At 74.0% G+C, this 20876-nt stretch carries 17 protein-coding genes; 6 read left to right on the top strand and 11 right to left on the bottom strand.

The window, feature by feature from the left end; all coding sequences use genetic code 11:
- Window positions 1-84: 84 nt before the first annotated feature.
- Both ACL02T_RS01340 and mobA read right to left on the bottom strand, forming a co-directional pair.
- Window positions 85-1887: an aldehyde ferredoxin oxidoreductase family protein gene (locus tag ACL02T_RS01340; RefSeq protein WP_412828757.1), complete on the bottom strand. Its 1803-nt coding sequence runs from the start codon at window positions 1885-1887 to the stop codon at window positions 85-87.
- A gap of 105 nt (window positions 1888-1992) precedes the next feature.
- On the bottom strand, window positions 1993-2853 hold the full coding sequence (gene mobA / locus ACL02T_RS01335; RefSeq protein WP_412828756.1) for a molybdenum cofactor guanylyltransferase: 861 nt from the start codon (window positions 2851-2853) through the stop codon (window positions 1993-1995).
- 287 nt (window positions 2854-3140) lie between these two features.
- Between mobA and ACL02T_RS01330 the strand changes: the two genes are divergently transcribed.
- Window positions 3141-3815 (top strand): hypothetical protein, encoded by a 675-nt coding sequence (locus tag ACL02T_RS01330; RefSeq protein WP_412828755.1) that lies wholly within the window; start codon window positions 3141-3143, stop codon window positions 3813-3815.
- A 306-nt stretch (window positions 3816-4121) separates the two neighbouring features.
- On the opposite strand, the gene ACL02T_RS01325 is transcribed toward ACL02T_RS01330, so the two are convergent.
- The 3 genes from ACL02T_RS01325 to ACL02T_RS01315 all read right to left on the bottom strand — a co-directional run bounded on the left by ACL02T_RS01325 (window position 4122) and on the right by ACL02T_RS01315 (window position 6017).
- Window positions 4122-4427 carry a transcriptional regulator gene (locus tag ACL02T_RS01325; protein WP_412828754.1) on the bottom strand — a complete coding sequence of 102 codons (306 nt, stop codon included), beginning with the start codon at window positions 4425-4427 and terminating at the stop codon, window positions 4122-4124.
- Window positions 4424-5068 (bottom strand): hypothetical protein, encoded by a 645-nt coding sequence (locus ACL02T_RS01320; RefSeq protein WP_412828753.1) that lies wholly within the window; start codon window positions 5066-5068, stop codon window positions 4424-4426. The genes ACL02T_RS01325 and ACL02T_RS01320 overlap by 4 nt, the downstream gene beginning before the upstream one ends.
- 382 nt (window positions 5069-5450) lie before the next feature.
- Entirely contained in the window at window positions 5451-6017 is a 567-nt protein-coding gene (locus tag ACL02T_RS01315; RefSeq protein ID WP_412828752.1) for a hypothetical protein, read from the bottom strand.
- A gap of 205 nt (window positions 6018-6222) precedes the next feature.
- Here ACL02T_RS01315 and ACL02T_RS01310 point away from each other — a divergent pair, with 205 nt between their 5' ends.
- Window positions 6223-7422 (top strand): PucR family transcriptional regulator, encoded by a 1200-nt coding sequence (locus ACL02T_RS01310; RefSeq protein WP_412828751.1) that lies wholly within the window; start codon window positions 6223-6225, stop codon window positions 7420-7422.
- 28 nt (window positions 7423-7450) lie between these two features.
- On the opposite strand, the gene ACL02T_RS01305 is transcribed toward ACL02T_RS01310, so the two are convergent.
- The 4 genes from ACL02T_RS01305 to ACL02T_RS01290 all read right to left on the bottom strand — a co-directional run bounded on the left by ACL02T_RS01305 (window position 7451) and on the right by ACL02T_RS01290 (window position 11484).
- Entirely contained in the window at window positions 7451-7813 is a 363-nt protein-coding gene (locus ACL02T_RS01305; RefSeq protein WP_412828750.1) for a hypothetical protein, read from the bottom strand.
- 125 nt (window positions 7814-7938) lie between these two features.
- Window positions 7939-8892, bottom strand: coding sequence for a DMT family transporter (locus ACL02T_RS01300; RefSeq protein ID WP_412828749.1), 954 nt, complete (start codon window positions 8890-8892; stop codon window positions 7939-7941).
- Between the two features lie 14 nt (window positions 8893-8906).
- Window positions 8907-10247 carry an AI-2E family transporter gene (locus ACL02T_RS01295; RefSeq protein ID WP_412828748.1) on the bottom strand — a complete coding sequence of 447 codons (1341 nt, stop codon included), beginning with the start codon at window positions 10245-10247 and terminating at the stop codon, window positions 8907-8909.
- 118 nt (window positions 10248-10365) lie between these two features.
- Window positions 10366-11484 carry an enolase C-terminal domain-like protein gene (locus ACL02T_RS01290; protein WP_412828747.1) on the bottom strand — a complete coding sequence of 373 codons (1119 nt, stop codon included), beginning with the start codon at window positions 11482-11484 and terminating at the stop codon, window positions 10366-10368.
- Window positions 11485-11638: 154 nt separating this feature from the next.
- On the opposite strand from ACL02T_RS01290, the gene ACL02T_RS01285 reads away from it, so the two are divergent.
- From ACL02T_RS01285 to ACL02T_RS01270, 4 genes are all read left to right on the top strand, one after another.
- Entirely contained in the window at window positions 11639-13453 is a 1815-nt protein-coding gene (locus ACL02T_RS01285) for a thiamine pyrophosphate-requiring protein (RefSeq protein ID WP_412828746.1), read from the top strand.
- Entirely contained in the window at window positions 13450-16599 is a 3150-nt protein-coding gene (locus ACL02T_RS01280) for an FAD-binding and (Fe-S)-binding domain-containing protein (protein ID WP_412828745.1), read from the top strand. Before ACL02T_RS01285 ends, ACL02T_RS01280 begins: the two co-directional genes overlap by 4 nt.
- A gap of 13 nt (window positions 16600-16612) precedes the next feature.
- Window positions 16613-17617, top strand: a complete 1005-nt coding sequence (locus ACL02T_RS01275; protein ID WP_412828744.1) for an SDR family oxidoreductase — start codon at window positions 16613-16615, stop codon at window positions 17615-17617.
- 112 nt (window positions 17618-17729) lie between these two features.
- On the top strand, window positions 17730-18338 hold the full coding sequence (locus ACL02T_RS01270; RefSeq protein ID WP_412828743.1) for a hypothetical protein: 609 nt from the start codon (window positions 17730-17732) through the stop codon (window positions 18336-18338).
- 118 nt (window positions 18339-18456) lie between these two features.
- On the opposite strand, the gene ACL02T_RS01265 is transcribed toward ACL02T_RS01270, so the two are convergent.
- Window positions 18457-18951: a copper chaperone PCu(A)C domain-containing protein gene (locus tag ACL02T_RS01265; protein WP_412828742.1), complete on the bottom strand. Its 495-nt coding sequence runs from the start codon at window positions 18949-18951 to the stop codon at window positions 18457-18459.
- Window positions 18952-19119: 168 nt separating this feature from the next.
- Complete coding sequence (locus ACL02T_RS01260) at window positions 19120-20868, bottom strand: glycoside hydrolase family 15 protein (RefSeq protein WP_412828741.1); 1749 nt, start codon at window positions 20866-20868, stop codon at window positions 19120-19122.
- Window positions 20869-20876: the final 8 nt, after the last annotated feature.

The following is a 20876-nucleotide window of genomic DNA, read 5'->3' as shown; positions in this document are numbered from 1 at the left end:
TCTGGGCCCTCGTCGTCGAAGGAAGTGACCGGCACCACCCTAGCCGGGCGGACGGCGGCAGCGTAGGGACGACCCGGCGCCGGATCAGCCGTCCAGGAGCAGGTCCGCCCTGTCCTCCGGCCGCACGCCACCCTCTTCGTCGAGGCCGCGCCCGGCGTAGTAGCCGGCGATCATGGTCTGCAGCCGGTCGGCGGTCAGCGTCGCGGTGCGCCCGGACCCCACCGCGAGCGGTGTCTCCAGCATGCGGGCCGGGAGCCGGTCGTCGGCCGCCGTCGCGCCCTCCCGCAGGTTGAACGCGCGTTTGGCCCGGACGATCCGGCGGGCGGTCCCCCGCAGCTCCTCGTCCGTCACGTCCCACCCGGTGACCGCGGCGAGCAGCGCGGCCCACTCCGTGAAGGGCTCGGTGAAGACGCCGCGGAGGAACTTGCAGAGGATCATCGAGTCCATCACCGCGGCTCGGTCCTCGGTCCCGATGGCCGCCGCGACGTGCGCGGCGCCCCCGGCGAGGCGGTCCAGCTCGCCGGACAGGTCCGCCTCGTAGGCGCCCGACCGGTTGTGGTCGGCACCGCGGGCGTTCACGGCGAGGCCCAGCGCCATCGACTGCAGGGTCCGGGGCTCGTAGCCGGGCAGCTCGAGCCCCTTGACCTGGGGAGCGAAGTCGATCGAGCCGAGGCCGACGGTCTCCGCCGCCCGCCGCGAGCCCCCGGCCAGCAGCTCCCCCAGACCGGGCTCCACCGTCCCGATCAGGTCGAGCGCCCGCAGCAGCGCCGCCCCGTCGCCGAACCGCAGCCAGGGCTCGTCGAGCAGGCCGCGCTCCACGCACTCCATCGCCCAGGCGATCGTGCCGCCGGCCGAGATGGTGTCGATCCCCAGCTCGTCGCACCGGGCGCTGGCCGCGAACACGTCGTCCGGGTCGGAGATCCCGCACAGCGGCCCGAGGGCGAAGACGTTCTCGTACTCCATGCGCTGCCGCCCGCCGCCCCGGCGCGAGTAGATGTGCTCGCAGCCGATGGAGCAGGACGCGCAGCTGCTGCGGGCGACACCGCGCAGCTCGTGCAGCTCCTCCGCGGCGAGCCGGGGCGCGTCGTCGAAGGTCGCCGCGGTGAAGTTGCGGGTCGGCAGGGTGCTGACGGCGTTGAACGCCAGCAGGTTCGCCAGCGTGCCCAGCTCCCGGTACTTGGCCGTCGCCGGGCCGAAGCTGCGGGTGCGCAGATCGCGGGCGGCCGCGAGCACGGCGGCCTGGTCGGCGACCGCGACCCTGGTGGCGGCGCGCACCAGTACGGCCTTGACGTTCTTGGCCCCGAGCACCGCACCCAGCCCGCCGCGACCGGCGTGCCGGCCGTCGTGGCTGATCGTGGCGTAGCGGACCCCGCGTTCCCCGGCCGGGCCGATCGCCGCGGTGGACCAGCCGCGGCCGAACCGGGTCCGCAGCCGGGCCTCGGCCTCGGCCGCCGGCAGCCCGGCCAGCTCGGCCGCGGGCTCGAGACGGACCTCGGAGCCGTCGACGAGCAGCACGGACGGCTCGTCGGCCCGTCCGCGGACCACGAGGGCGTCGTGCCCGGTGAGCTTGCCGGCGATGGCGAACCGGCTGGAGGCGAGCGCGTCCGTGAGCACGCCGGTGAGCGGCGACTTGGCCACCACGGCGAACTTCGCGCTGGTGGTCAGCGGCGTGCCGACCAGGGGCGAGAAGACGAAGGCCAGCGGTGCGGCCGGCGCGAGCGGATCGATCCCGGCCGGCGCGAGCCGGTGCAACAGCCAGGTCCCCAGCCCGACGCCCCCGAGGTAGGAGCGCAGCACCCGGTCGCCGAGGTCGAGCGGGCGGCTCCGCGCGGCCCGGCCCTCGACCTCGACGAGCAGCGCCCGCCCGAAGTACCCGCCCGGCGTCACACCACGACTGTAGGCCCGCCCCGGCCGTGTCGTCGGGTCGTCCCGTGGGCGCTCGGGCCGGCTGCGGACATCGGGTCGGCCGGCGCGGCGCCGTGCGTCGTCGGCTCAGCCCCCCGCGTCCGCCGAGAGGAGGGCGACGACGTCACCGGTCACCAGGGGCACCTGCGGGTCGCGGGCGATCCGGTCGCCGTTCAACGCACCCACGACGTGCCGGCCGACCTCCAGCCCGACCGCGGCCGCCGCCTCGCCGAGGGTCGCCGCCGCGACGGACCGGCGGCCGCGCCGCCCGGAGCCCGCCAGCGCACCGAAGCACTCCACCGTGACCTGCGGGACCGGGCGGGCACGCGCGGCGGCGTAGTCCTCCGGGGTGTTCACGTTGACCACCGAGTCCAGGTCCGGGTCGTTCGCGGCGAGCGCGGCGTCCGCGAGCAGCGCCCGGTCGTCGGGCAGGTCGGCGGTGCAGTGCCGGAGCAGCATTCCCGGCCGGAGGTCGCCCTCGGCGACCAGCCCGGTGATCAGCTCGTTCAGCGCGGTCCGGTACCCCGCGGCCAGGGGCTGCCGGTACCCACGCGCGATCGGGAGCACGAGGTCGACGCCCGGGTCGGCGAGACCGCCGAGCACCCGCAGGACGTAGGCGGGGTGCAGGAAGGGCATGTCGGTCGAGCTCACGAACGCGACGGCCGCGCGGTCCGCCACCGCGCCCAGCCCGGCGGCGACCCCCTGCATCGGGCCGAGCCCCTCGCGCGGATCCTCCACCAGCTCGACGCCACCCGGCAGCGGGGGCAGGTCCTGGCCGGGCGCGCGCACCACCACGACCGGCCCGTCGACCGTGCGGGCCAACAGGGCCGCGGTGCGGTACAGCAACGTGGAACCGTGCCATTCCAGGGCCGCCTTCGGCCGGCCCATCCGCGACGAGCGGCCGCCGGCGAGCACCACGCCCGCGGCGGTGTCCCTCCCGGTCGCCACGCCGACGATGCTAGGCCGTGTTCGGAAAGTCCTGGTCGATGGGCTTCGTGATCCAGATCGTGTCTGGCAAGGCGCCGCCCCGGCCTCGTACCGGGCTTGCTCGGTCGCGGCCGATGATCACCGGGGGCGCGTGCGAGAGCCGCGCACGGGCGGTGGGGCTACCACCATCACGGGACACGGGGGTGGCCGCACGCGATCGACGGGGTGGTGTCCTGGGGCCGGCGGCCCGCCGCGGCCAGGGTGATCACCGACACCGACGCCGCCTTCCGGACCAGGGAGAACACGCCATGACCAGCACCCTCGCCGCCCCCACGACCGCCGGCCGGGTCACCGGACGGGGATGGGCCGGGATCGTCGCCGCGCTCGCCGCGGGCGGATCGGGCGCGATCCTCGCCCAGGGGCCAGGGACCTTCACGAACCAGGAGATCAAGTCGGGCGCCTTCGTCGTCGAGAACATGAACCCGGAGTTGCTCATCCGGGTCGGCGGCGGGCTCGGCCTGGTCGCCGTGGCGGCCACGATGATCTTCACCCTCGGCCTCACCCGGCGTGCGGCCGAGACCGCACCCGGCCGGGCCGGTTGGGTGGAGGCGCTGCGCTGGTCGTCCGTCGCGCTGCTCGCGACGACGTCCGTCGGTGTGCTCATGCGCTACGTCGCCGCCGGCGGCGCCCCGGGTGCCCTCGACCAGTCCATGTACACGACCGAGGCCAGCGCGACGGCCGCCGTCCTCGCCGATCAGATCTCCACCGGCACGTACCTGCCGGCGCTCGGGGTCATGGTCACGACCGGCGTGCTGTCCCTGCGCGGTGCGCTGCTGCCCAGGACGGTCGGGATCGTGACCCTCGTGCTGGCCGGGATCTCGCTGGTCGCCACCCTGGCGATCGGCCTGCCCTACAGCAGCTCACTGGTCTTCCCGGCCTTCGCGTTGGTTGCCGGGATCACCACGCTCGTGCGGCGGGGCTGACCACGGCCCTCGCCACCACACGAGGGACGAGCCGGCACGCGGGGCCGGGACGCACGCGTCCCGGCCCCGCTCCCGCCTATCGGGCCGCCGCGGCCTGCACCTCGGTCAGCCCCACCGCCGGTCCACTCCCACATGGTCCGGCGGTAGCTCCCGTCCTCCTCGACCTCGTACTCGATCACGTCCGCGACCTCGGCCAGGCGCGCGAGCTTCTCCGACCTCCTCCGGGCGGCCCCGAACACCCCGTAGCTGGCCCGGTAGCCGCGGCCGGTCGGCCGGCCGACGTGGCGCGTCACCCCGCGCGCGCGATCACGACGCACCCCCGAGCAGGTCCCGCAGCGCCTCGGTGTACTCCGCGAAGGCGCGGCGCCCGCGGGGGGTGAGCTCCACGTGCGTGACCGGGGTGCGCCGCTCGAACGACTTCGTGATCGACACGTACTCGGCGTCCTCCAGTTTGCGCAGGTGGGTGGAGAGGTTGCCCGCCGTCATGTCGAGCAGCTCCTGCAGCCGGGAGAAGGTGATGCGGTCGCCCTCCCCGAGGGTCGCGAGGCTCGCGGTCACCCGCAGCCGGGCCTGCGCGTGGATGACGGGATCGAGCTGCGGGACGCCGGTCACGACCCGCCGCTCCGGGGGGCCCGGACCGTCTGCCGGACGCCGAGGAGCAGCAGCGCCCCACCCACGCCGATCCCGAGCACGAGCGCGTTGGCCGGAACCCCCGCAAAGGTCGACGCGACCCCGACCGCCACCACCCACAGCCCGAGCAGGAACTGCGGCAGCGACGTCCAGATCGCGCCGCTCACCGCGTACAGCGCGCCCACGGTCAGCGCGAACAGCGCCGGCACGAGGAGCCCGAGGACGTCCGGGGGCAGGTCGGCGGACGTCGCGAGCCCCACGACGAGCAGCACGAGCCCGACCATCACCGCGGGCCAGGTCAGCGCGTAGAGCAGGGTGCGCCGGGTGGACGGCCCCGAGACGCCGCGCCCGCTGCGGAGCCCGACGACGGTGCTGGCCGCCAGGCCCACCGCGACCACGCCGAGCGTGCCCCACCCGGCCGCGGCCGCGGGCAGGCCGCCGACCGCGGACGCGAAGGACAGTGCCCCGGTGAGGACCCAGGCCGCGCCCCAGACCAGCAGGAACGTTCCGGACCGCGGGCCGAGTCGGGCGGCGGTGCCGGCCTGTTGGGCCCGGATGAGGGCGAGGGCGTCCGCGGCCCCGGGCGGTTCGTCGTCGTCCACGGTCGAACGCGGGTGGTGCACGATCCCCTCCTTCACTCTGCAACTCAGCTAACTTTGTCTTTCAAAGTACATGGCCGTGCGGAGCGGGTCCAGGGGCATCGGGCGCGTGCGCTCCGTCGGCCGCGGCCGGGCCGAGGAGGCAGGGCGGAGCTCAGGACGCGGGGATGCGGGGGTGGCCCCGGAACCCTGGCGAGGGACTCGGGCTCCGGGGCCCGGTCGCGGCCCTGGTCGGCGACGGCCGCGACGTGGGCGGACACAGCGCGGGGCAGCGCCGCTGTCGTCCGCTCGGGGCCGAGAATGCCCGGTCCCGCCCGGGGACCACCTTCCGTTCTCCTTGCGAAGCGGTGGCGGCTCCGGCGCCCCGGCCCCGTCACCCGGCCTCGCTGCCCGGAACGGGGCCGGCTCAGCGGTAGGCGGTGCAGGCGGGGGCGAACGCGACCGCCTCCTGCACGTCGTCGACGGCCAGGGCCTCCACGACGTCCTGCCGGGTGAAGGTGGTCAGCACGAGCGCGGCGTCGGCGGGCACCCCGGTACCACCCGGGGCGCGCAGCGACGCGATGGCGACGTCGAGCGCGGCGCGGAAGTCCTCGAAGCGGGCACCCACCCGCTCGATGACCGGTTGACCCTCCTCCACCGGCGCGGCCCCGACCGACGTCAGGGCCGTGTCCGTCTCCCGGACCGCGTCGGCGACGGACTCGAGGCGGGCGAGGAGCGCCTGCCGGTCCTGCGCGTCGGCGGCGGAGGCGGTCTCGATGGCCTCGAACGTCGGCCGGAAGGCCGAGCAGAGGTTACCGGCCCACTCCACCGTGATCGGCCGGGGCGCGGACGGGACGCTGATCGGCGGGCCCGGATCCTCGTCGTCGGTCGTCGCGCAGCCGCCGAGCGTCGCGGCCGCGAGGACGGCGAGCAGGACAGGGATCCACCGGGACCGCCAGGGGCGGCGGTACGGGGATCGCGCTGGACGGGTCATCTCGTACCTCCTCTGCGCCGGTGCTACCCCCTACCCGCCACACCACCGACCTACGGACCGATCCGTCAGCAGGCCGCAAGGTGGCGGGCCCCGCTCCTGCCGGCGCAAGGAGATCGCAAGTCCGGCCGGCCGGTTCGCCCGCATGACGGCGCGCCTCACCGGGTAGGGCGTCCCGGCAGCGATCGACGAGGGGGCGGACATCAGCGTGACGGACGAGGCGCCTGCGGTCCTGCGACGACTCGTGCCCGAGATCGTGGCCCGGCTGCCCGGCGTTCTCACCGAGGTCGCCGAGCAGCTCGCCGAGCAGCACCCCGGCTACGCGACGTTCCTCGACGCGGAGTTCCCCGACGTCCTCGTCGGGGCGGAGGCCTTCGTCGAACGGCTGTTCCGCGTGGCCGCGGAGGGGCATCACGGCAGGCGTGAGTTCGTGACCGAGACCGAGCGCGCCCTGTTCGTGACCATCGGGCGCGTCCATCGGCACCAGCACCAGGACGTCGACGCGCTGCTGGCCGCCTACCGCATCGGGGCGGGGGTCGTGTGGCGCCACATCGCCGACGTCGCGCTCCTGCACCGGCTGCCGTCGTCGCGGTTCGCCGGGCTCGCGGCGGCGGTGTTCGCCGCCGTGGAGGAGCTGTCCTCGGCGAGCTCGGAGGGCTACCTCGCGGCCGAGCACGAACGGCAGCACGGCCTCGAACAGCACCGGCGCGAGCTCGTCGAGCTGCTGCTCTCCGACCGGCCCGGCCCGGCCGCGGTGGAGGCGGCGGCCGCCCGGGCCGACTGGCCCGTCCCGGACCGGGCGGCCGCGGTGCTGGTCGACCCCGCCACCGGCGCCGCCGACCGGCTGCGGGCGATCGGCGACGACGTCCTCACGAACGGCGCAGCGGCGGTCGTGCCGCACGCCGACCGGCCCGGGCGGCTCGAGCACCTGGGCCGCGCCCTCCGCGGATGCGCCGCCGTGATCGGGACCAGCGTCCCGGCCGACCGCGTGCACGACAGCGTCGAGCTCGCCCGTCTCGCAACGCGGCTGCGGGAGGAGGGGGTGCTGTCCGGCGACCCCGTCGTCGTCGACGACCACCTCGACACGCTCATCGTGCACCGCGACGACCACCTGCTCGACGCCCTCCGCACCCGGCTCCTCCGGCCGGTGCTGGACCTGCCGGGCGGTAGCGCCGACCGGCTGCTGGAGACCCTCGCCAGCTGGCTCCTGCACATGGGCAACGGCAAGGCCGTCGCCGAGGACCTGCACGTCCACCCGCAGACCGTGCGGTACCGGTTGAACCGGCTGCGCGAGCTGCTTGACCTCGACGTCCCGCGCCGGCGTGCCGCCCTGCTGCTCGTGCTGGGCTGGCCGGGCGCGGAGCCGGCGGCACCGGACCTCGAGCCCGCGGCCGACGCCGTTCGCTGAGCGCCCCGGGAAACGGCACCGGCTGCGCTCACCTCCGCGGGCCGACGACGGGGTGGGGCCGGCGCCGGAGCCCACCGCCGCCACCACCGCCGCCACCACCGTCGTCGCCGTCGCCGCCCGAGCCGTCCGGGCCGCCACCGCGGCCTCGGGGCGGGCGGTGCTCCTGCCACCAGAGCTGGGCGGGACGGGCCACGACCAGCACCGCGACGACGAGGACCGCCACGGCGCCGAACAGCGTCTCGGCGAACAGCAGGACGACGGCCGCGCCGATCCACCACGGGACGTCCTCGAACCCCGGATCGGCCGGTACCGGGTGGTGGTCGATCACCCCTCGTCCGACGGCCCCTCCGGCCGGGGGCGTGGTGTGCCGGTGCGGTTCTCGTGGTGCCATCGGTCAGCTCCCCTCTCGACCGTCCCGGCCTACCCCCGCGCCATCGGCCGATACCGCCGGGTGCGCCCGGTGGCCGCATCGTCAGGCGATCGTCAGCTGCCGCCGGGCATCGGGCCGGTGCGACGTCAGGACCGGTGCACCCGGCTCTCGGGCTGTCCGGCGCGACCGCTCACGGGTCCGCCGTCGCGGTCCTCGGGCGGGTCGGCCGCGCCGTCGTCGGAACCGCTGTCGTCCTCGTCGCTCAGCAGCGGCGACCGGGCCAGCGCGAGGGTGCCGGCGACCAGCAGCACACCCCCGGCCCCGGCCAGCGCCAGCCATCCCCCGCCGCGCACCTGTTCCTGGAACACCACGACACCCCAGGTGGTGGCCACGAGCGGGTTGGCGAGGGTCATGCCGGGCTGGGAGGCGACGAGGTTGCCGGCCTGCAGGGTGTTCTGCAGCAGGAAGAACGACGCCGGTCCGAGCACCACGACCGCCCAGGTCTGCCACGCGGTGAGCACGGCGTGCAGGCCCTGGCCGTACTCCGCCCCGACGGCCGTGACGAGCACCGCGATGTAGCCGAACAGGACGCCGGTGGCGATCCCGAAGGCCGCGGCCCGCGGCGGCCCGCTCGTCCGCAATCCGACCACGAGGGCGACCCCGAAGACGGCACCGGTCGCCCCCGAGGCGAGCGCCCACGCCGGGCCGCTCACCTGCGCGGCGTGTCCGCCGTGGGGCGACAGGGCGAAGACGACGGCGGCCAGCCCCACGGCGAGGGCACCGATCGACCACCACTCGCGGCCGCCCGGCCGCAGGTGGAAGACCAGCGCCGCCAGCAGGATCGTGAAGGGCAGCTCGGCCACGAGCAGCGGCTGGACGATCGCGACCCCGCCGAGGGTGAGGGCCGTCGCCTGGGCCAGGAACCCCGCGAGGATCGCGGTGATCCCGCCGATCCAGTCGGGGCGCCGGGCGAGGTCGAGCAGCATCCGGAAGGAGAACTCCCGCTCGTCGGGCTCGTCGCGGGCGGCCCGCCGCTGCAGGACGGACGCGGTCGCGTTGAGCGCCGCGGCCACCAGGGCCAGGCCGATGGGCAGCAGCATGGTGACCTCCCGGGTCAGGAACCGGTGCGGCGGTCCCGCGCCGCGATGCGTCGAGCGCCGACACGCTCGGGGTCCGTGCCTCCCGCCCGGCCGTTCCCCCGCTCCGGGCCTGCGCGGTCGCGGTCCGGGGCCGCGGCGTCGGGGTCGCTCCCGGAGTCGGGGTCGGCGCCCGGGTCGGTGTCGGGGTCGGGGCCGGTGTCGGGGTCGGCGCCCGTGTCGGTGTCGGTGTCGGAGTCGGTGCCTGTGCCGGAGGCCTCGTCCCCGGACCGCTCCTCCTCCCCGGCCGGGGCGTGTCCCAGCAGGCGGGGGACCGTGTGCCGGAGGACCGCCGCGGTCGGCACGGAGACGAGTGCCCCGACGACGCCGGCGAGGACCGTGCCGATGGTCAACGCGATCCCGATGAGCAGCGGGTGCAGCCGGACGTACCGGCCCACGATCAGCGGCTGGAGCACGTGCCCCTCCAACTGGTTCTCCGCGACCAGCACGGCCAACAGGATCAGCGCCGCGACCCAGCCCTGCGTGCCGAGCGCGACCAGCACGGCGATGCCGCCCGCGACCAGGGCGCCGACGAGGGGGATGAAGCTGCCCAGGAACACCAGCACGCCGAGCACGACGGGCAGCGGCACCCCGAGCAGCCAGATCACCGTCCCGATCACGACCCCGTGGATGGTGGCGATGACCGCCGTCCCGTGCACGTAGCCGGTGACGACCGACCAGGCCGTGTGCCCCGCGTCGTCCAGCCGCTCCCGGGGACGGCCGTGGAACGGCAGCAGCAGCGCACGCCAGACCCGCTCGCCGTCGTAGAGGAAGAAGAAGCAGACGAACAGGGTCAGCAGCAGCATCGTGCCGATGTCGACCAGCCATCCCGCGCCGGTCTGCAGCACGTTCACGAGCTGGTCGCGGTTCGACTGCAACCAGGTGATGACCTGGTTCTGCAGCTGGTCGAGCTGGAACTGCCCCGCGCCGAAGCGGTCCAGCAGGGAACGCAGCCCCCGTACCGTCCGGACGAGCTGGTCGACCAGCGTCGGCAGCTGGGCGGCGACCCGTTGCTGCACCAGGAACCCGATCCCGCCGAGGACCACGACCGCGAGCAGCAGCGTGACGAGGGCCGCGAGCGGGCCGGGCAGGCGCGCGCGCTGCAGCAGGCGGCTGACCGGGCGCAGCAGCGACGCCAGCAGCACCGCGAGGACGACGGGCACGACCACCAGCCAGAGCATCGCGAGGATCCGCACCGCCGCGTAGACGGCGACTCCGACGGCCAGCAACCGCCACGCCCACCCGCCTGCGAGCAGGAGCAGCCGCGGGAGCTCGGGTTGCCACCGCGGCACCCGGCGGGCGCGTGGCTCGACGCTCATCCGGCGATCCCTCCGATCCCCTCGTCGCCCCGGTCCCCGCTGTGCACCGGGTCTCCACGCTGCACCCGCCTCGGGCGTCCGGACGGGTCCGCGTTCCCCGGACGGGCCGGTTCACTCCTCACCCGACGCGATACCGCTCGAGGTCGCGCTCCTTGACCTCGAGGCCGTGCCCGGCCCGCGACCGGTCGGGGCGCAGCACCCCGCCGGGACCCGGTGCGAGGACCCCGTCGAACGCCATCCGCTCGATGCGCTCGTGGTCGTGGAAGTACTCGAGGTGGCGCAGGTGCCACACGGCCGTGCCGGCGTGCGCGGAGACCTGCGGGGCGCAGTGCAGCGACAGGTCCATGCTGCGGGCGTCGCACAGGGCGGCGACGCGCACCAGGGCGCTGAGCCCGCCGCAGCGGGTCACGTCGGCCTGCAGGCAGTCCACGGCGCCGGCCGCCAGCATGTGGTGGAAGTAGGGCAGGTGGTAGCCGTACTCCCCCGCCGCGATGTCCATGCCGCCCGGCCCGCGGTCGCGCAGGAGCCGCAGCCCCTCGAGGTCGTCGGAGCTGACCGGCTCCTCCAGCCACCGGACGTCGTGGTCGGCGAGCCGGTACGCCCACTCGAGGGCCTGCTTGCGGGTCCACGCCCCGTTGGCGTCGACGTAGAGCTCGACGTCGTCGCCGATCGCCCGGCGGGCCGCGCGCACCCGGTCCGGGTCCTCATCGGGGTGTCGCCCGACCTTCATCTTCACCCGCGGGATGCCGGCCTCGACCCAGCCGCACAGCTGCTCGGTGAGGCGCCGGTCGTCGTAGGAGGTGAACCCGCCGCTGCCGTAGATCGGGGTGGCCTCGTGCACGGCGCCCAGCGCGGTGGTGAGCGGAAGGTCCTGCAGCCGGGCGTGAAGGTCCCACAGCGCGACGTCGACCGCGGAGATCGCCTCCGCGACGACGCCCGGCCGGCCGAGGTTGCGCACCTCCGGCAGCATCGCCGCCCACGTGGCGGCGGGCGTGGTGGCGTCGCGTCCGCACACGATGCCGTCGAGCTTCCCGGTCACCACCGTCACCACGGACGGGCCCGCATACGTGTAGCCGACACCGGTCCGCCCGCCGCCGCTGGCCCGCACGACCACGAGGGTGGTGGAGTCCCAGCTCAGGGTGCCGTCGGACTCCTCCGTTGAGTCGGTGGGAATCGTGTACGCCGCCGCCTCGACCGACTCGACGGCGATCTCCGGTCCCTTCTGCGCAGACTCCATGGACCGTCGGCTACCACGATGCACCGGCCCGATTCCGAAGAATCGTCCAGTTCAGCGTTTCGTCAGGCAATCGCAGGGTGCGCGCTCGGGTTTCACTCCGGCTCAGGGGGTAGCCGCTGCAGGTCAGCGACTTCCGACCAGCTGAGGGACCGACATGCCGAAGACCGCCGACTACGTCCTGCAGAGGCTGACCGAGTGGGGCATCCACCGCATCTACGGCTACCCCGGTGACGGGATCAACGGGTTCCTGGGCGCCCTGGACCGGGCGAACGGCGACCCGGAGCTGATCCAGCCACGGCACGAGGAGATGGGCGCCTTCATGGCGGGCGGCCACGCCAAGTTCACCGGCGAGCTCGGCTGCTGCATGGCCACCTCCGGCGGAGGGGCCATCCACCTGCTCAACGGCTTGTACGACGCGAAGCTCGACCACCAGCCGGTGGTGGCGATCGTGGGGCAGCAGAAGCGCTTCTCGCTCGGCGCGGCGTACCAGCAGGAGATCGACCCGACGCTGCTGTTCAGCGACGTCTCGGAGTTCGTGCAGACCTGCATGCACCCCGCGGCGGCCCGGCACCTCATCGACCGGGCCTGCAAGGTCGCCCTGTCCAACCGCACCGTCGCCACCGTCATCTTCCCGGTCGACGTCCAGGAGGAGGAGGCCCAGCCCTCGCCGCCGCGCGTCCACGGCGCGGTCTACAGCAGCGTGGGCTGGAACAAGCCGCGCATGATCCCGCACCAGAACGAGCTGGAGAAGGCCGCCGAGATCCTCAACGAGGGCAGCAAGGTCGCCATGCTGGTCGGGCAGGGCGCCGCGGAGGCCCAGGACGAGGTCGTGCAGGCCGCCGAGCTGCTCGGCGCCGGGGTCGCGAAGACCCTGCTCGGGCGCGAGGTGCTGGCCGACGACCTGCCCTACGTCACCGGCCCGATCGGGCTGCTCGGCTCGACCGCCAGCTACGAGCTGATGATGAACGCCGACACGCTGTTCATGGTCGGCACCAGCTTCCCCTACGCCGAGTGGCTGCCCGAGGAGGGCCAGGCCAAGGCGGTCGAGATCGACATCGACGGCCGGATGATCGGCGTCCGCTATCCCACCCAGGCCAACCTCATCGGCGACTCCAAGGACACGCTGCAGGCCCTGCTCCCGCTGCTGAAGCGCAAGGAGGACCGGTCCTGGCGGGAGAAGATCGAGACCGAGGTGAAGCAGTGGTGGCGGGTCCTCGACGACCGCGCCCACGAGTCCGCGGACCCGCTCAACCCCCAGCTCGTGGCCTACGAGCTCTCCCCCCGGCTGCCGGACGACGCGATCATCACCACCGACTCCGGCTCCGCGACCAACTGGTGGGCGCAGTACCTGAAGTTGCGTCCGGGCATGCGGGCCTCGCTCGCCGGCACGCTGGCGACGATGGGCGGAGGGACGCCCTACGCGATCAGCGCGAAGTTCGCCTACCCGGACCGACCGGTGATCGCCCTCGTCGGCGACGGGGCGTTCCAGATGAACGGCATGAACGAGCTGATCACCGTCAAGCGCTACCTGGACAAGCTGACCGCGAAGAACAAGACACTGATCTTCTGCGTGTTCAACAACCAGGACCTCAACCAGGTGACCTGGGAGCAGCGGGCCGAGTCCGCGGACCCGAAGTTCATGGGCTCGCAGTGGATCCCGGACGTTCCCTACGCGGAGTTCGCGAAGCTCCTCGGGTTCGAGGGCATCCGGGTCGACGACCCCGCCGACATGGGCCCCGCGTGGGACCGTGCCCTCGCGGCCGACCGGCCCGTCGTGCTGGAGGTCGTCGTCGACCCGGAGATCCCGCCGGTCCCGCCGCACATCAAGAAGGAGCTGGGCGAGAAGTCGGCGAAGGCGATGCTCAAGGGCGACCCCGAGGAGGTCGGTGTCATGACCAAGGGCGCCAAGCAGAAGATGCACGAGTTCACCGAGTCGGTGAAGGACGCCCTTCCAGGGAAGGACAAGTGACGGCGACCGAGGTCACCGTCCCGGCCCGGCCCGACCCGCGGTACGCGGCCGGCATGTCCGGCTCGGTGACGATCAACGTCAAGGGCCTCGAGAAGCACCTGCGCCGGCATGTGACCGGCGAGGTGCGCTTCGACCGCGCCGCGCTGGCCCTGTACGCCAACGACTCGTCGAACTTCCGGCAGGTGCCGATCGGGGTGGTCGTGCCCCGGACGCTCGACGACGTCGTGGCGACGATGCGGGCCTGCCACCGCTACCGGGCGCCCGTGCTCTCCCGCGGGGGCGGCACCAGCCTGTCCGGCGAGACGGTGAACAACGCCGTCGTCGTCGACTTCTCGAAGTACCTGACCCGGGTGGAGGACGTCGACGCCGCGGCTCGCCTGGTCACCACCGAGACCGGGGTGATCAACGAGCAGCTCAACAAGGTCACCGGCGAGCACGGGCTCGTGTTCGGACCCGACCCCTCGTCGCACTCGCGGTGCACGATCGGCGGCAACATCGGCAACAACTCCTGCGGCATCCACTCGGTGCAGGCCCGGCACTACGGGCCCGGCCCGCGGACCTCGGACAACACCCACGCCCTGGAGGTCGTCACCTACGACGGCGAGCGCTTCTGGGTCGGGGTGGACGAGGAGGACCGGCTCGACGAGATCATCGCCGAGGGCGGCCGCAAGGGCGAGATCTACGCGAAGCTGCGCGACCTGCGGGACCGCTACGCCGACGACATCCGCGCCGGCTACGCGTCCGTGGACGTGCTGCCCCGCCGGGTGTCCGGCTACAACCTCGACGAGCTGCTGCCGGAGAAGGGGTTCAACGTCGCCCGCGCGCTCGTGGGCACCGAGAGCACGTGCGCGATCGCGCTGCGCGCGGTGCTGATGCTCACCCCGGGGATGTACCAGCGGACGACCGTGCTGATCCAGTACCCGGATCTCCCCGAGGCCGCGCGCCACGTCCCGGAGATCATGGAGTGGAAGCCGATCGGGCTCGAGGCGCTCGACGAGCGGTTGATCGAGGACCAGCAGCTCAAGCACATCAACGTCCAGGGCCTGCACCAGCTGCCGCTGCGTGCGGAGGGCGGCGCCTGGCTCATGGTCCAGTTCGGGGCCGACAGCACCGAGGAGTCCGTGGGCCGGTGCCGGGAGTTCGTCGACTGGCTGTGCGGCGACAAGGGGTACGCCGAGAACCGCATCCGGGTCGCGAAGAGCGTCCAGGAGGGCGGCAACAGCGAGGACCTGTGGGCCATCCGGGAGAGCGGCCTCGGCTCCACGGCGTTCCCGGCCGACGGGGACCACTGGCCCGGCTGGGAGGACTCCGCGGTGCCCCCGGACCGGGTGGCCGACTACCTGCGGGACCTGAAGGACCTGTACGCGAAGCACGGTCTCGTCGGGGCGATGTACGGCCATCTCGGCGAGGGCTGCATCCACTCCCGGATCAGCTTCGACCTGCGCACCGCGGAGGGGATCCGCAACTATCGCTGCTTCATGGAGGCGGCCGGCGATCTCGTCGCCCGCTACGGCGGCACCCTCTCCGGTGAGCACGGCGACGGCCAGCAGCGCGCCGAGCTGCTGGAGAAGCAGTACGGGTCCCGCCTGATGCAGGCCATGCGGGAGTTCAAGGCGATCTGGGACCCGGACGCGAAGATGAACCCGGGCAAGGTCGTCGACGCCTACCGCCTGGACGAGAACCTCAAGCTCGGCACCGACTACAACCCCTGGCGGCCCGACGTCCGGTTCTCCTACGCCCAGGACGACGGCGACTTCGCCCACGCCGCGCTGCGCTGCGTCGGGGTCGGCAAGTGCCGCGACCCGGAGCCGACCCAGACCATGTGCCCCAGCTACCAGGTGACCCGCGAGGAGGAGCACACCACCCGCGGGCGGTCCCGGCTGCTGTTCGAGATGCTGCGGGGTGAGGTGATCACCGACGGCTGGCAGTCGAAGGAGGTCGCCGAGGGCCTGGAGCTGTGCCTGGCCTGCAAGGGCTGCACGAGCGACTGCCCCGTCGACGTGGACATGCCCACGTACAAGGCGGAGTTCCGGTACCACCACTACAGGTCGTGGCGGCGGTGGCGGTCGCGCTACGCCTACGCCTTCGGGTTCATCGACCAGGCCGCACGGCTGGCGTCGCGGATGCCCGAACTGGTCAACGCGGTCACGCAGACCCCCGGTCTCGCCCGCCTGGCGAAGCTCGTGGCCGGGTTGGACCGGCGCCGCCCGCTGCCCACCTTCGCCCCGCAGACGCTCCAGCAGTGGTTCACCGAACGGGGCGGCACCCGGAACCCGAACGGTCGCCGCGTGGTGCTGTTCCCGGACACCTTCACCAACCACCTGCACACCGAGGTGGGCGTCGCGTGCGTGGAGGCGATCGAGGCCGCCGGGTGGCGGGTCGTCATGCCGGAGGTGCACGTCTGCTGCGGCCGGCCGCTGTACGACTACGGCTTCCTCGACGTCGCCGACCGCTACCTGCGACGCGTGCTCGACGTGCTCCGCGACGACATCCGGGCCGGCACGCCCGTCGTCGGGATGGAGCCGAGCTGCCTGGCGGTGTTCAAGGACGAGCTGGTGAAGATGCTGCCGCACGACGACGACGCGCGGCGGCTGGCCGGCAACGCGTTCCACTTCGGCGAGTTCTTCCACCGGTTCGACGTCGACCCGCCCCGGCTGCACGGCAGGGCCCTGCTGTGGGGGCACTGCCACCACCGCGCCACCGGCGGGATCGACACCGAGCAACAGGTCCTGGAGCGCATGGGGCTGGAGGTCGAGTCGCTCAGCGGCGGCTGCTGCGGCCTGGCCGGGTCGTGGGGGTTCGAGAAGGGCAAGTACGACATCTCGATGGACTGCGGCGAGCAGGCCCTCCTGCCCGCCGTCCGGGACGCCGACCCCGACACGGTCGTCGTCGCGAACGGGTTCTCGTGCACCACCCAGATCGCCGACGCCGACGTCGGACGCCGGGCCCTGCACCTCGGCGAGGTGATGGCGTTGGCGTCCCGGCAGGGGACGACCGGGCACCGGGACGGTCCTCCGGAGGAGGGCGCACGAGCACGGCCGCGCCCGGGTCGGGGCCGGCGCCTGGCCCGGACCGCCCTGCCCCTCGCCCTGACGGTGGCCGCGTCCGTCGCGGTCGCCGGGGTACGCCACGCACCGAGTCACTGACGGAAGGAGTCGCATGAGCGCGGGAAATGTCGTCGTCACCGGCGGGACCGCGGGCGTGGGACGGGCCGCCGTACGGGAGTTCGCCGAGGCGGGCTACGACGTCGCCGTCCTCGCCCGCGGGGCCGCAGGGCTCAAGGCCGCCGAGGAGGACATCCGGGCGGCCGGACGGAAGAAGGCGCTCGCCATCCCCACCGACGTCGCGGACACCGAGGCCGTCGAGCGGGCCGCCCAGCAGGTCGAGGACGAGCTGGGACCCATCGACGTCTGGGTCAACGTCGCCTTCTCCGGCTCGCTCGCCTACTTCTGGGACACGACCGACGAGGAGTACCGGCGGATGACCGAGGTGACCTACCTCGGCCAGGTCAACGGCACCCGCGCCGCGCTGGCCCGGATGCGGCCGCGCGACCACGGCGTGATCGTCAACGTCGGCTCGGCGATGTCGTACCGCTCCATCCCGTTGCAGTCGGCCTACTGCGGCGCCAAGCACGCGGTCAAGGGGTTCACCGAGTCCGTCGGCACCGAGCTCGCCCACGAGAAGAGCCGCGTGAAGATCTGCATGGTGCAGCTGCCCGGGCTGAACACGCCGCAGTTCGACTGGAACCTGAACAAGATGCCGGAGCACCCCCGGCCGGTCGCCCCGGTCTTCCAGCCGGAGCTGGCCGCCCGCGCCATCCGGTTCGTCGCGGAGCATCCGCGCCGCAACATCTGGGTGGGGCTCTCGACCGCCTACACCATCCTCGGCGAGCGGGTGGCGCCCGCTCTGGTGCGGGCCTACCTCGCCCGGACGGGGGTGAAGGGGCAGCAGACACAGGCCGACCTGCCCCGGCACGGGTCGAACGTCTTCGCTCCGCGGGACGACGACGCGGACCGGGGCGCGCACGGCGCCTTCGACGACCAGGCCTCCTCCCACGACCCGGTGTTGTGGGCGTCGATGCACCGTGGGGCCCTGCTCGCCGGCGCGGCGGTCTCCGGACTGGCCGGTCTCGTCGGAGCCCTCCGACGCCACCGGCGGCGGTGAGCGAACCGGTTCCTCACCGGTCACCGACACCACCCGATCGGGGGGTTCGGACGGGCCCCCGGCGGGCAGCCACCCCTGACGCACATCACCGCACTCGAGGAGGGACGACACGATGAGCACACATGCCGAGCACGGCAGTACGACCACGGGTGCTGGCGACGCCCCTACCGCCGGCGGCGCCCAGGCCGCCGTGGAGCGGGTGGAGCCGACGACCGGTGCCGACGTCCGACACGACCGGATCCGCTGGAGCGCGGTGTGGACCGGCGCCCTCACGACGCTGACCACCAACATCGTCCTGCAGCTGCTGTTCTTCTCGCTCGGCTGGCTCGACCTCGGCACCGGGAGCTCGACCACGGCCCTCGTCGTCTCCGGCGTACTGGGCCTCGTGGCGTTCCTCCTGGGCGGGATCGCGGCCGGTGCCTCGGCGCTGTGGCGGCGGGTCAACGACGGCATGGTCAACGGGATCGTCAGCTGGGCCCTGACCACCGTCCTGCTGCTCGCGATCGCCCTCGCCGGGGGCGGGGCGCTCGTGGGCTACTTCGGCAACGTCTTCGGCGGCTTCGGCACGATCGGCGGTCCCGCCGACGTCGGCCTGGCCCGGCAGACCGCCGGGTGGGCGGTCCTGGGTCTCGGCCTGTCCGTGGTCGCCAGTGCGCTCGGCGGCACCGTCGGCGCCAAGATCTGGCCGGGCCGGGGCAAGCGCGACGCCGACCGACGCTGACCGACCACGCGGCGCACCCGCACACCACCGCGGCCGTCCCCTGCAACATCGGGGACGGCCGCGGCGTGTGTGGGGCGCGAGTGGGGCTCGGCTCACCCATCGATCACCGGCCGGTCGATCACTGGGCCCGCGGAGGACCGGCGTCCGGGTTCTCGATCGGCACCTGCAGCCGGACCGAGCCGGCGTCCTCGAACGTGAAGGTGACCGGGTAGGTCAGGCCGGCCCGCAGCGACTCGCGGAGTCCGGTCAGCGCGAGATCGGCGGCCGTGGTCTGCGGCAGCGCGGTCGCGGGAGCGACCTCGCGATACCCGGACACCAGGGCGGCGCCGCCCTCGATGGGTTCGGTCCCGGCCGTCCGGGCGCCGGTCGCGGCGGGGCTCTCGATCGAGACGAGCCGGTCGGGGGTGTCCCCGGTGTTGACGATCGTCAGCTGCAGGGGCGCCTCCGACCCGGTGGCGTAGACCACGTCACCGTCGACCGGCGGCTGCCAGGCGAACTGGGCGTCGCGGACGGCGATGTCGCCCGTGCCGCCGTTCGCCCCGCCCGTCGCGGTCGTCTGCCCTGGGCGGGTACCGGCCTCCTGGCCGGTGCCGCAGGCCGTCACCGTGACCATCGCCGCGGCGGCGAGGACCGCCGCCGCGCGGACTCGTCCGGGGCGGCGGCGGGTGGGGTGTCGTCCAGGCTGTCGTGAGAGGTTCCGACGCATGGTCGGCGGGTTCCCGGTCCGGCCCGGCGCCCGACCCGGCTCACGGCATTCGTCAGGCAACCGACAGACCGGACGTCAGCCGGCGAGCCGGACGGACGCCTCGAGCAGGGACGCATGGACGAAGGCCTGCGGCAGGTTCCCGCGGAGCTGGCGCTGCACGACGTCGTACTCCTCGGAGAACAGGCCCGGCGGGCCGCAGGCGGCCCGGTTGCGTTCGAACCGGCGCGCCGCGCCGACCCGGTCGCCCTGCTGGTGTGCGGCCATCGCCGTGAGGAACCCGCAGAGCAGGAAGGCGCCCTCCACCTCGTTGAGCGGGCGCTGGTCGTGGCGGAACCGGTACACGTAGCCGTCGTCGCTGAGCTCCTCGCGCACCGCGTCGAGCGTGGCGATCGACCGGGGATCGTCCGCCGGCACCGCCCCGCGGAGCGCCGGGATCACCAGCGCGGCGTCCACCCGGGAATCCTCGGGGGTGCGCTGCCAGCGTCCCGAAGGGTGCAGCGAGTCCTCGGCCGTCGCCGCCAGGATGCGGTCGGCGAGGCCGTTCCACACCGCGGCGTCGGAGGGCGGAGCCGCCGCCGACGCGATCTGACGCAGGCCCGCGACGCACACCAGCCGCGAGTGCGTCCAGCGTTGCGGGTCGATCTCCCAGAGCCCGGCCCCGAGGTCCTGCCACCGCCTCTCGATCGCCGAGACCGCGACCGTGACCGCACGGAACCGCTCGGCGTCGAGCCGGTCGTGCCGCGCGGCGGCGGCGAACAGGAGCAGCGCCTCCCCGAACGCGTCGAGCTGGAACTGGTCACGTACGTGGTTGCCGATCACGTCGGAGCCGCCGGGGTAGCCGGGCAGGTCGAGCGTGTGCTGCGGCGGTACCGCCGCGCCGTCCATCGTGTAGGCGGGCATGAGGTTCGGGCCGTCCTGCAGGACGCGGGCCGCGACGAAGCCGACGGCGTCGTCGAGCAGCGGGTGCGGCCCCGCGGCGGCCACGGCCTGGCCGGCGAAGCACTGGTCGCGGATCCAGACGTAGCGGTAGTCGAAGTCCCGGCCGCGGTCCGCCCGCTCGGGCAGGCTCGTGGTGCCCGCCGCGACCATGCCGCCGCCGCCCGTGGTGAGGCCGCGCATGACCGCATAGGCGTGCCGCGCGTCGCGCTCGGCGATGGTCGTCCCCAGGTCCGGCAGGGCCTCCCGCCACGCGGTCTCGGTGGCGACCCAGGCGTGACCGGGGTCGGGCGGCGGACCGTCGAGCGCGCAGTCGGAGATCTCCAGGACCAGGTCGTGGTGCTCCCCCGGGTCGAGCCGCAGCTCCATCCGCAGTCCGCCCGCGTCCTCGTCGGGTGTGGCATCGCCCGCCCCGCTCCAGCGCAGCCGCAACGGGCCGGTCCGCCCGGTCCACACGCCGTCGTCGGAGCGGCGGACGCGGGAGAAGGACGCCCGGCCGAAGTCCGCGGCGGGCTGCAGGAGCACCTCGACGCGCGCCTCGCCGCGCACCGCGGACACCCGTCGCAGCAGCACGGCACGGTGCGGATCGCCGGGGAAGGCGAGGGCCTCGCGGCACTCCACGACGGCGTTCTCGTCGGTGATCCAGCGCGACCGCCAGATCAGGGACCCGTTCTCGTAGGAGCCACCCCACACGCAGCGTTGCCGCGGCGTGACCGAGTAGCAGCCCTGCCCGCCGAGCAGCGAGGACAGGACGGCGGGCGAGTCCCACCGGGGCGCGCAGAGCCAGGCCACGTCGCCACGCGGACCGATCAGCGCACCCCGCTCCCCGTCGGCGATCAGCGCGTACTCGCGCAGCACGTGCGGGCCCGGTCCGCTGTGTTCCCCCACCGCTCCCC

It is taken from the genome of Pseudonocardia oceanicola (assembly GCF_047200735.1).
In the GTDB taxonomy this organism is placed as follows: domain Bacteria; phylum Actinomycetota; class Actinomycetes; order Mycobacteriales; family Pseudonocardiaceae; genus Pseudonocardia.
This window is presented reverse-complemented; position numbering and strand designations above follow the sequence as displayed.

Excerpts from the sequence above, each read along its gene's own strand:
- ACL02T_RS01330 (WP_412828755.1), top strand. The coding sequence starts at position 3,141 with ATGACCAGCACCCTCGCCGCCCCCACGACCGCCGGCCGGGTCACCGGA.
- ACL02T_RS01315 (WP_412828752.1), bottom strand. The coding sequence starts at position 6,017 with ATGACCCGTCCAGCGCGATCCCCGTACCGCCGCCCCTGGCGGTCCCGG.
- ACL02T_RS01305 (WP_412828750.1), bottom strand. The coding sequence starts at position 7,813 with ATGGCACCACGAGAACCGCACCGGCACACCACGCCCCCGGCCGGAGGG.
- ACL02T_RS01300 (WP_412828749.1), bottom strand. The coding sequence starts at position 8,892 with ATGCTGCTGCCCATCGGCCTGGCCCTGGTGGCCGCGGCGCTCAACGCG.
- ACL02T_RS01295 (WP_412828748.1), bottom strand. The coding sequence starts at position 10,247 with ATGAGCGTCGAGCCACGCGCCCGCCGGGTGCCGCGGTGGCAACCCGAG.
- ACL02T_RS01290 (WP_412828747.1), bottom strand. The coding sequence starts at position 11,484 with ATGGAGTCTGCGCAGAAGGGACCGGAGATCGCCGTCGAGTCGGTCGAG.
- ACL02T_RS01285 (WP_412828746.1), top strand. The coding sequence starts at position 11,639 with ATGCCGAAGACCGCCGACTACGTCCTGCAGAGGCTGACCGAGTGGGGC.
- ACL02T_RS01275 (WP_412828744.1), top strand. The coding sequence starts at position 16,613 with ATGAGCGCGGGAAATGTCGTCGTCACCGGCGGGACCGCGGGCGTGGGA.
- ACL02T_RS01270 (WP_412828743.1), top strand. The coding sequence starts at position 17,730 with ATGAGCACACATGCCGAGCACGGCAGTACGACCACGGGTGCTGGCGAC.
- ACL02T_RS01265 (WP_412828742.1), bottom strand. The coding sequence starts at position 18,951 with ATGGTCACGGTGACGGCCTGCGGCACCGGCCAGGAGGCCGGTACCCGC.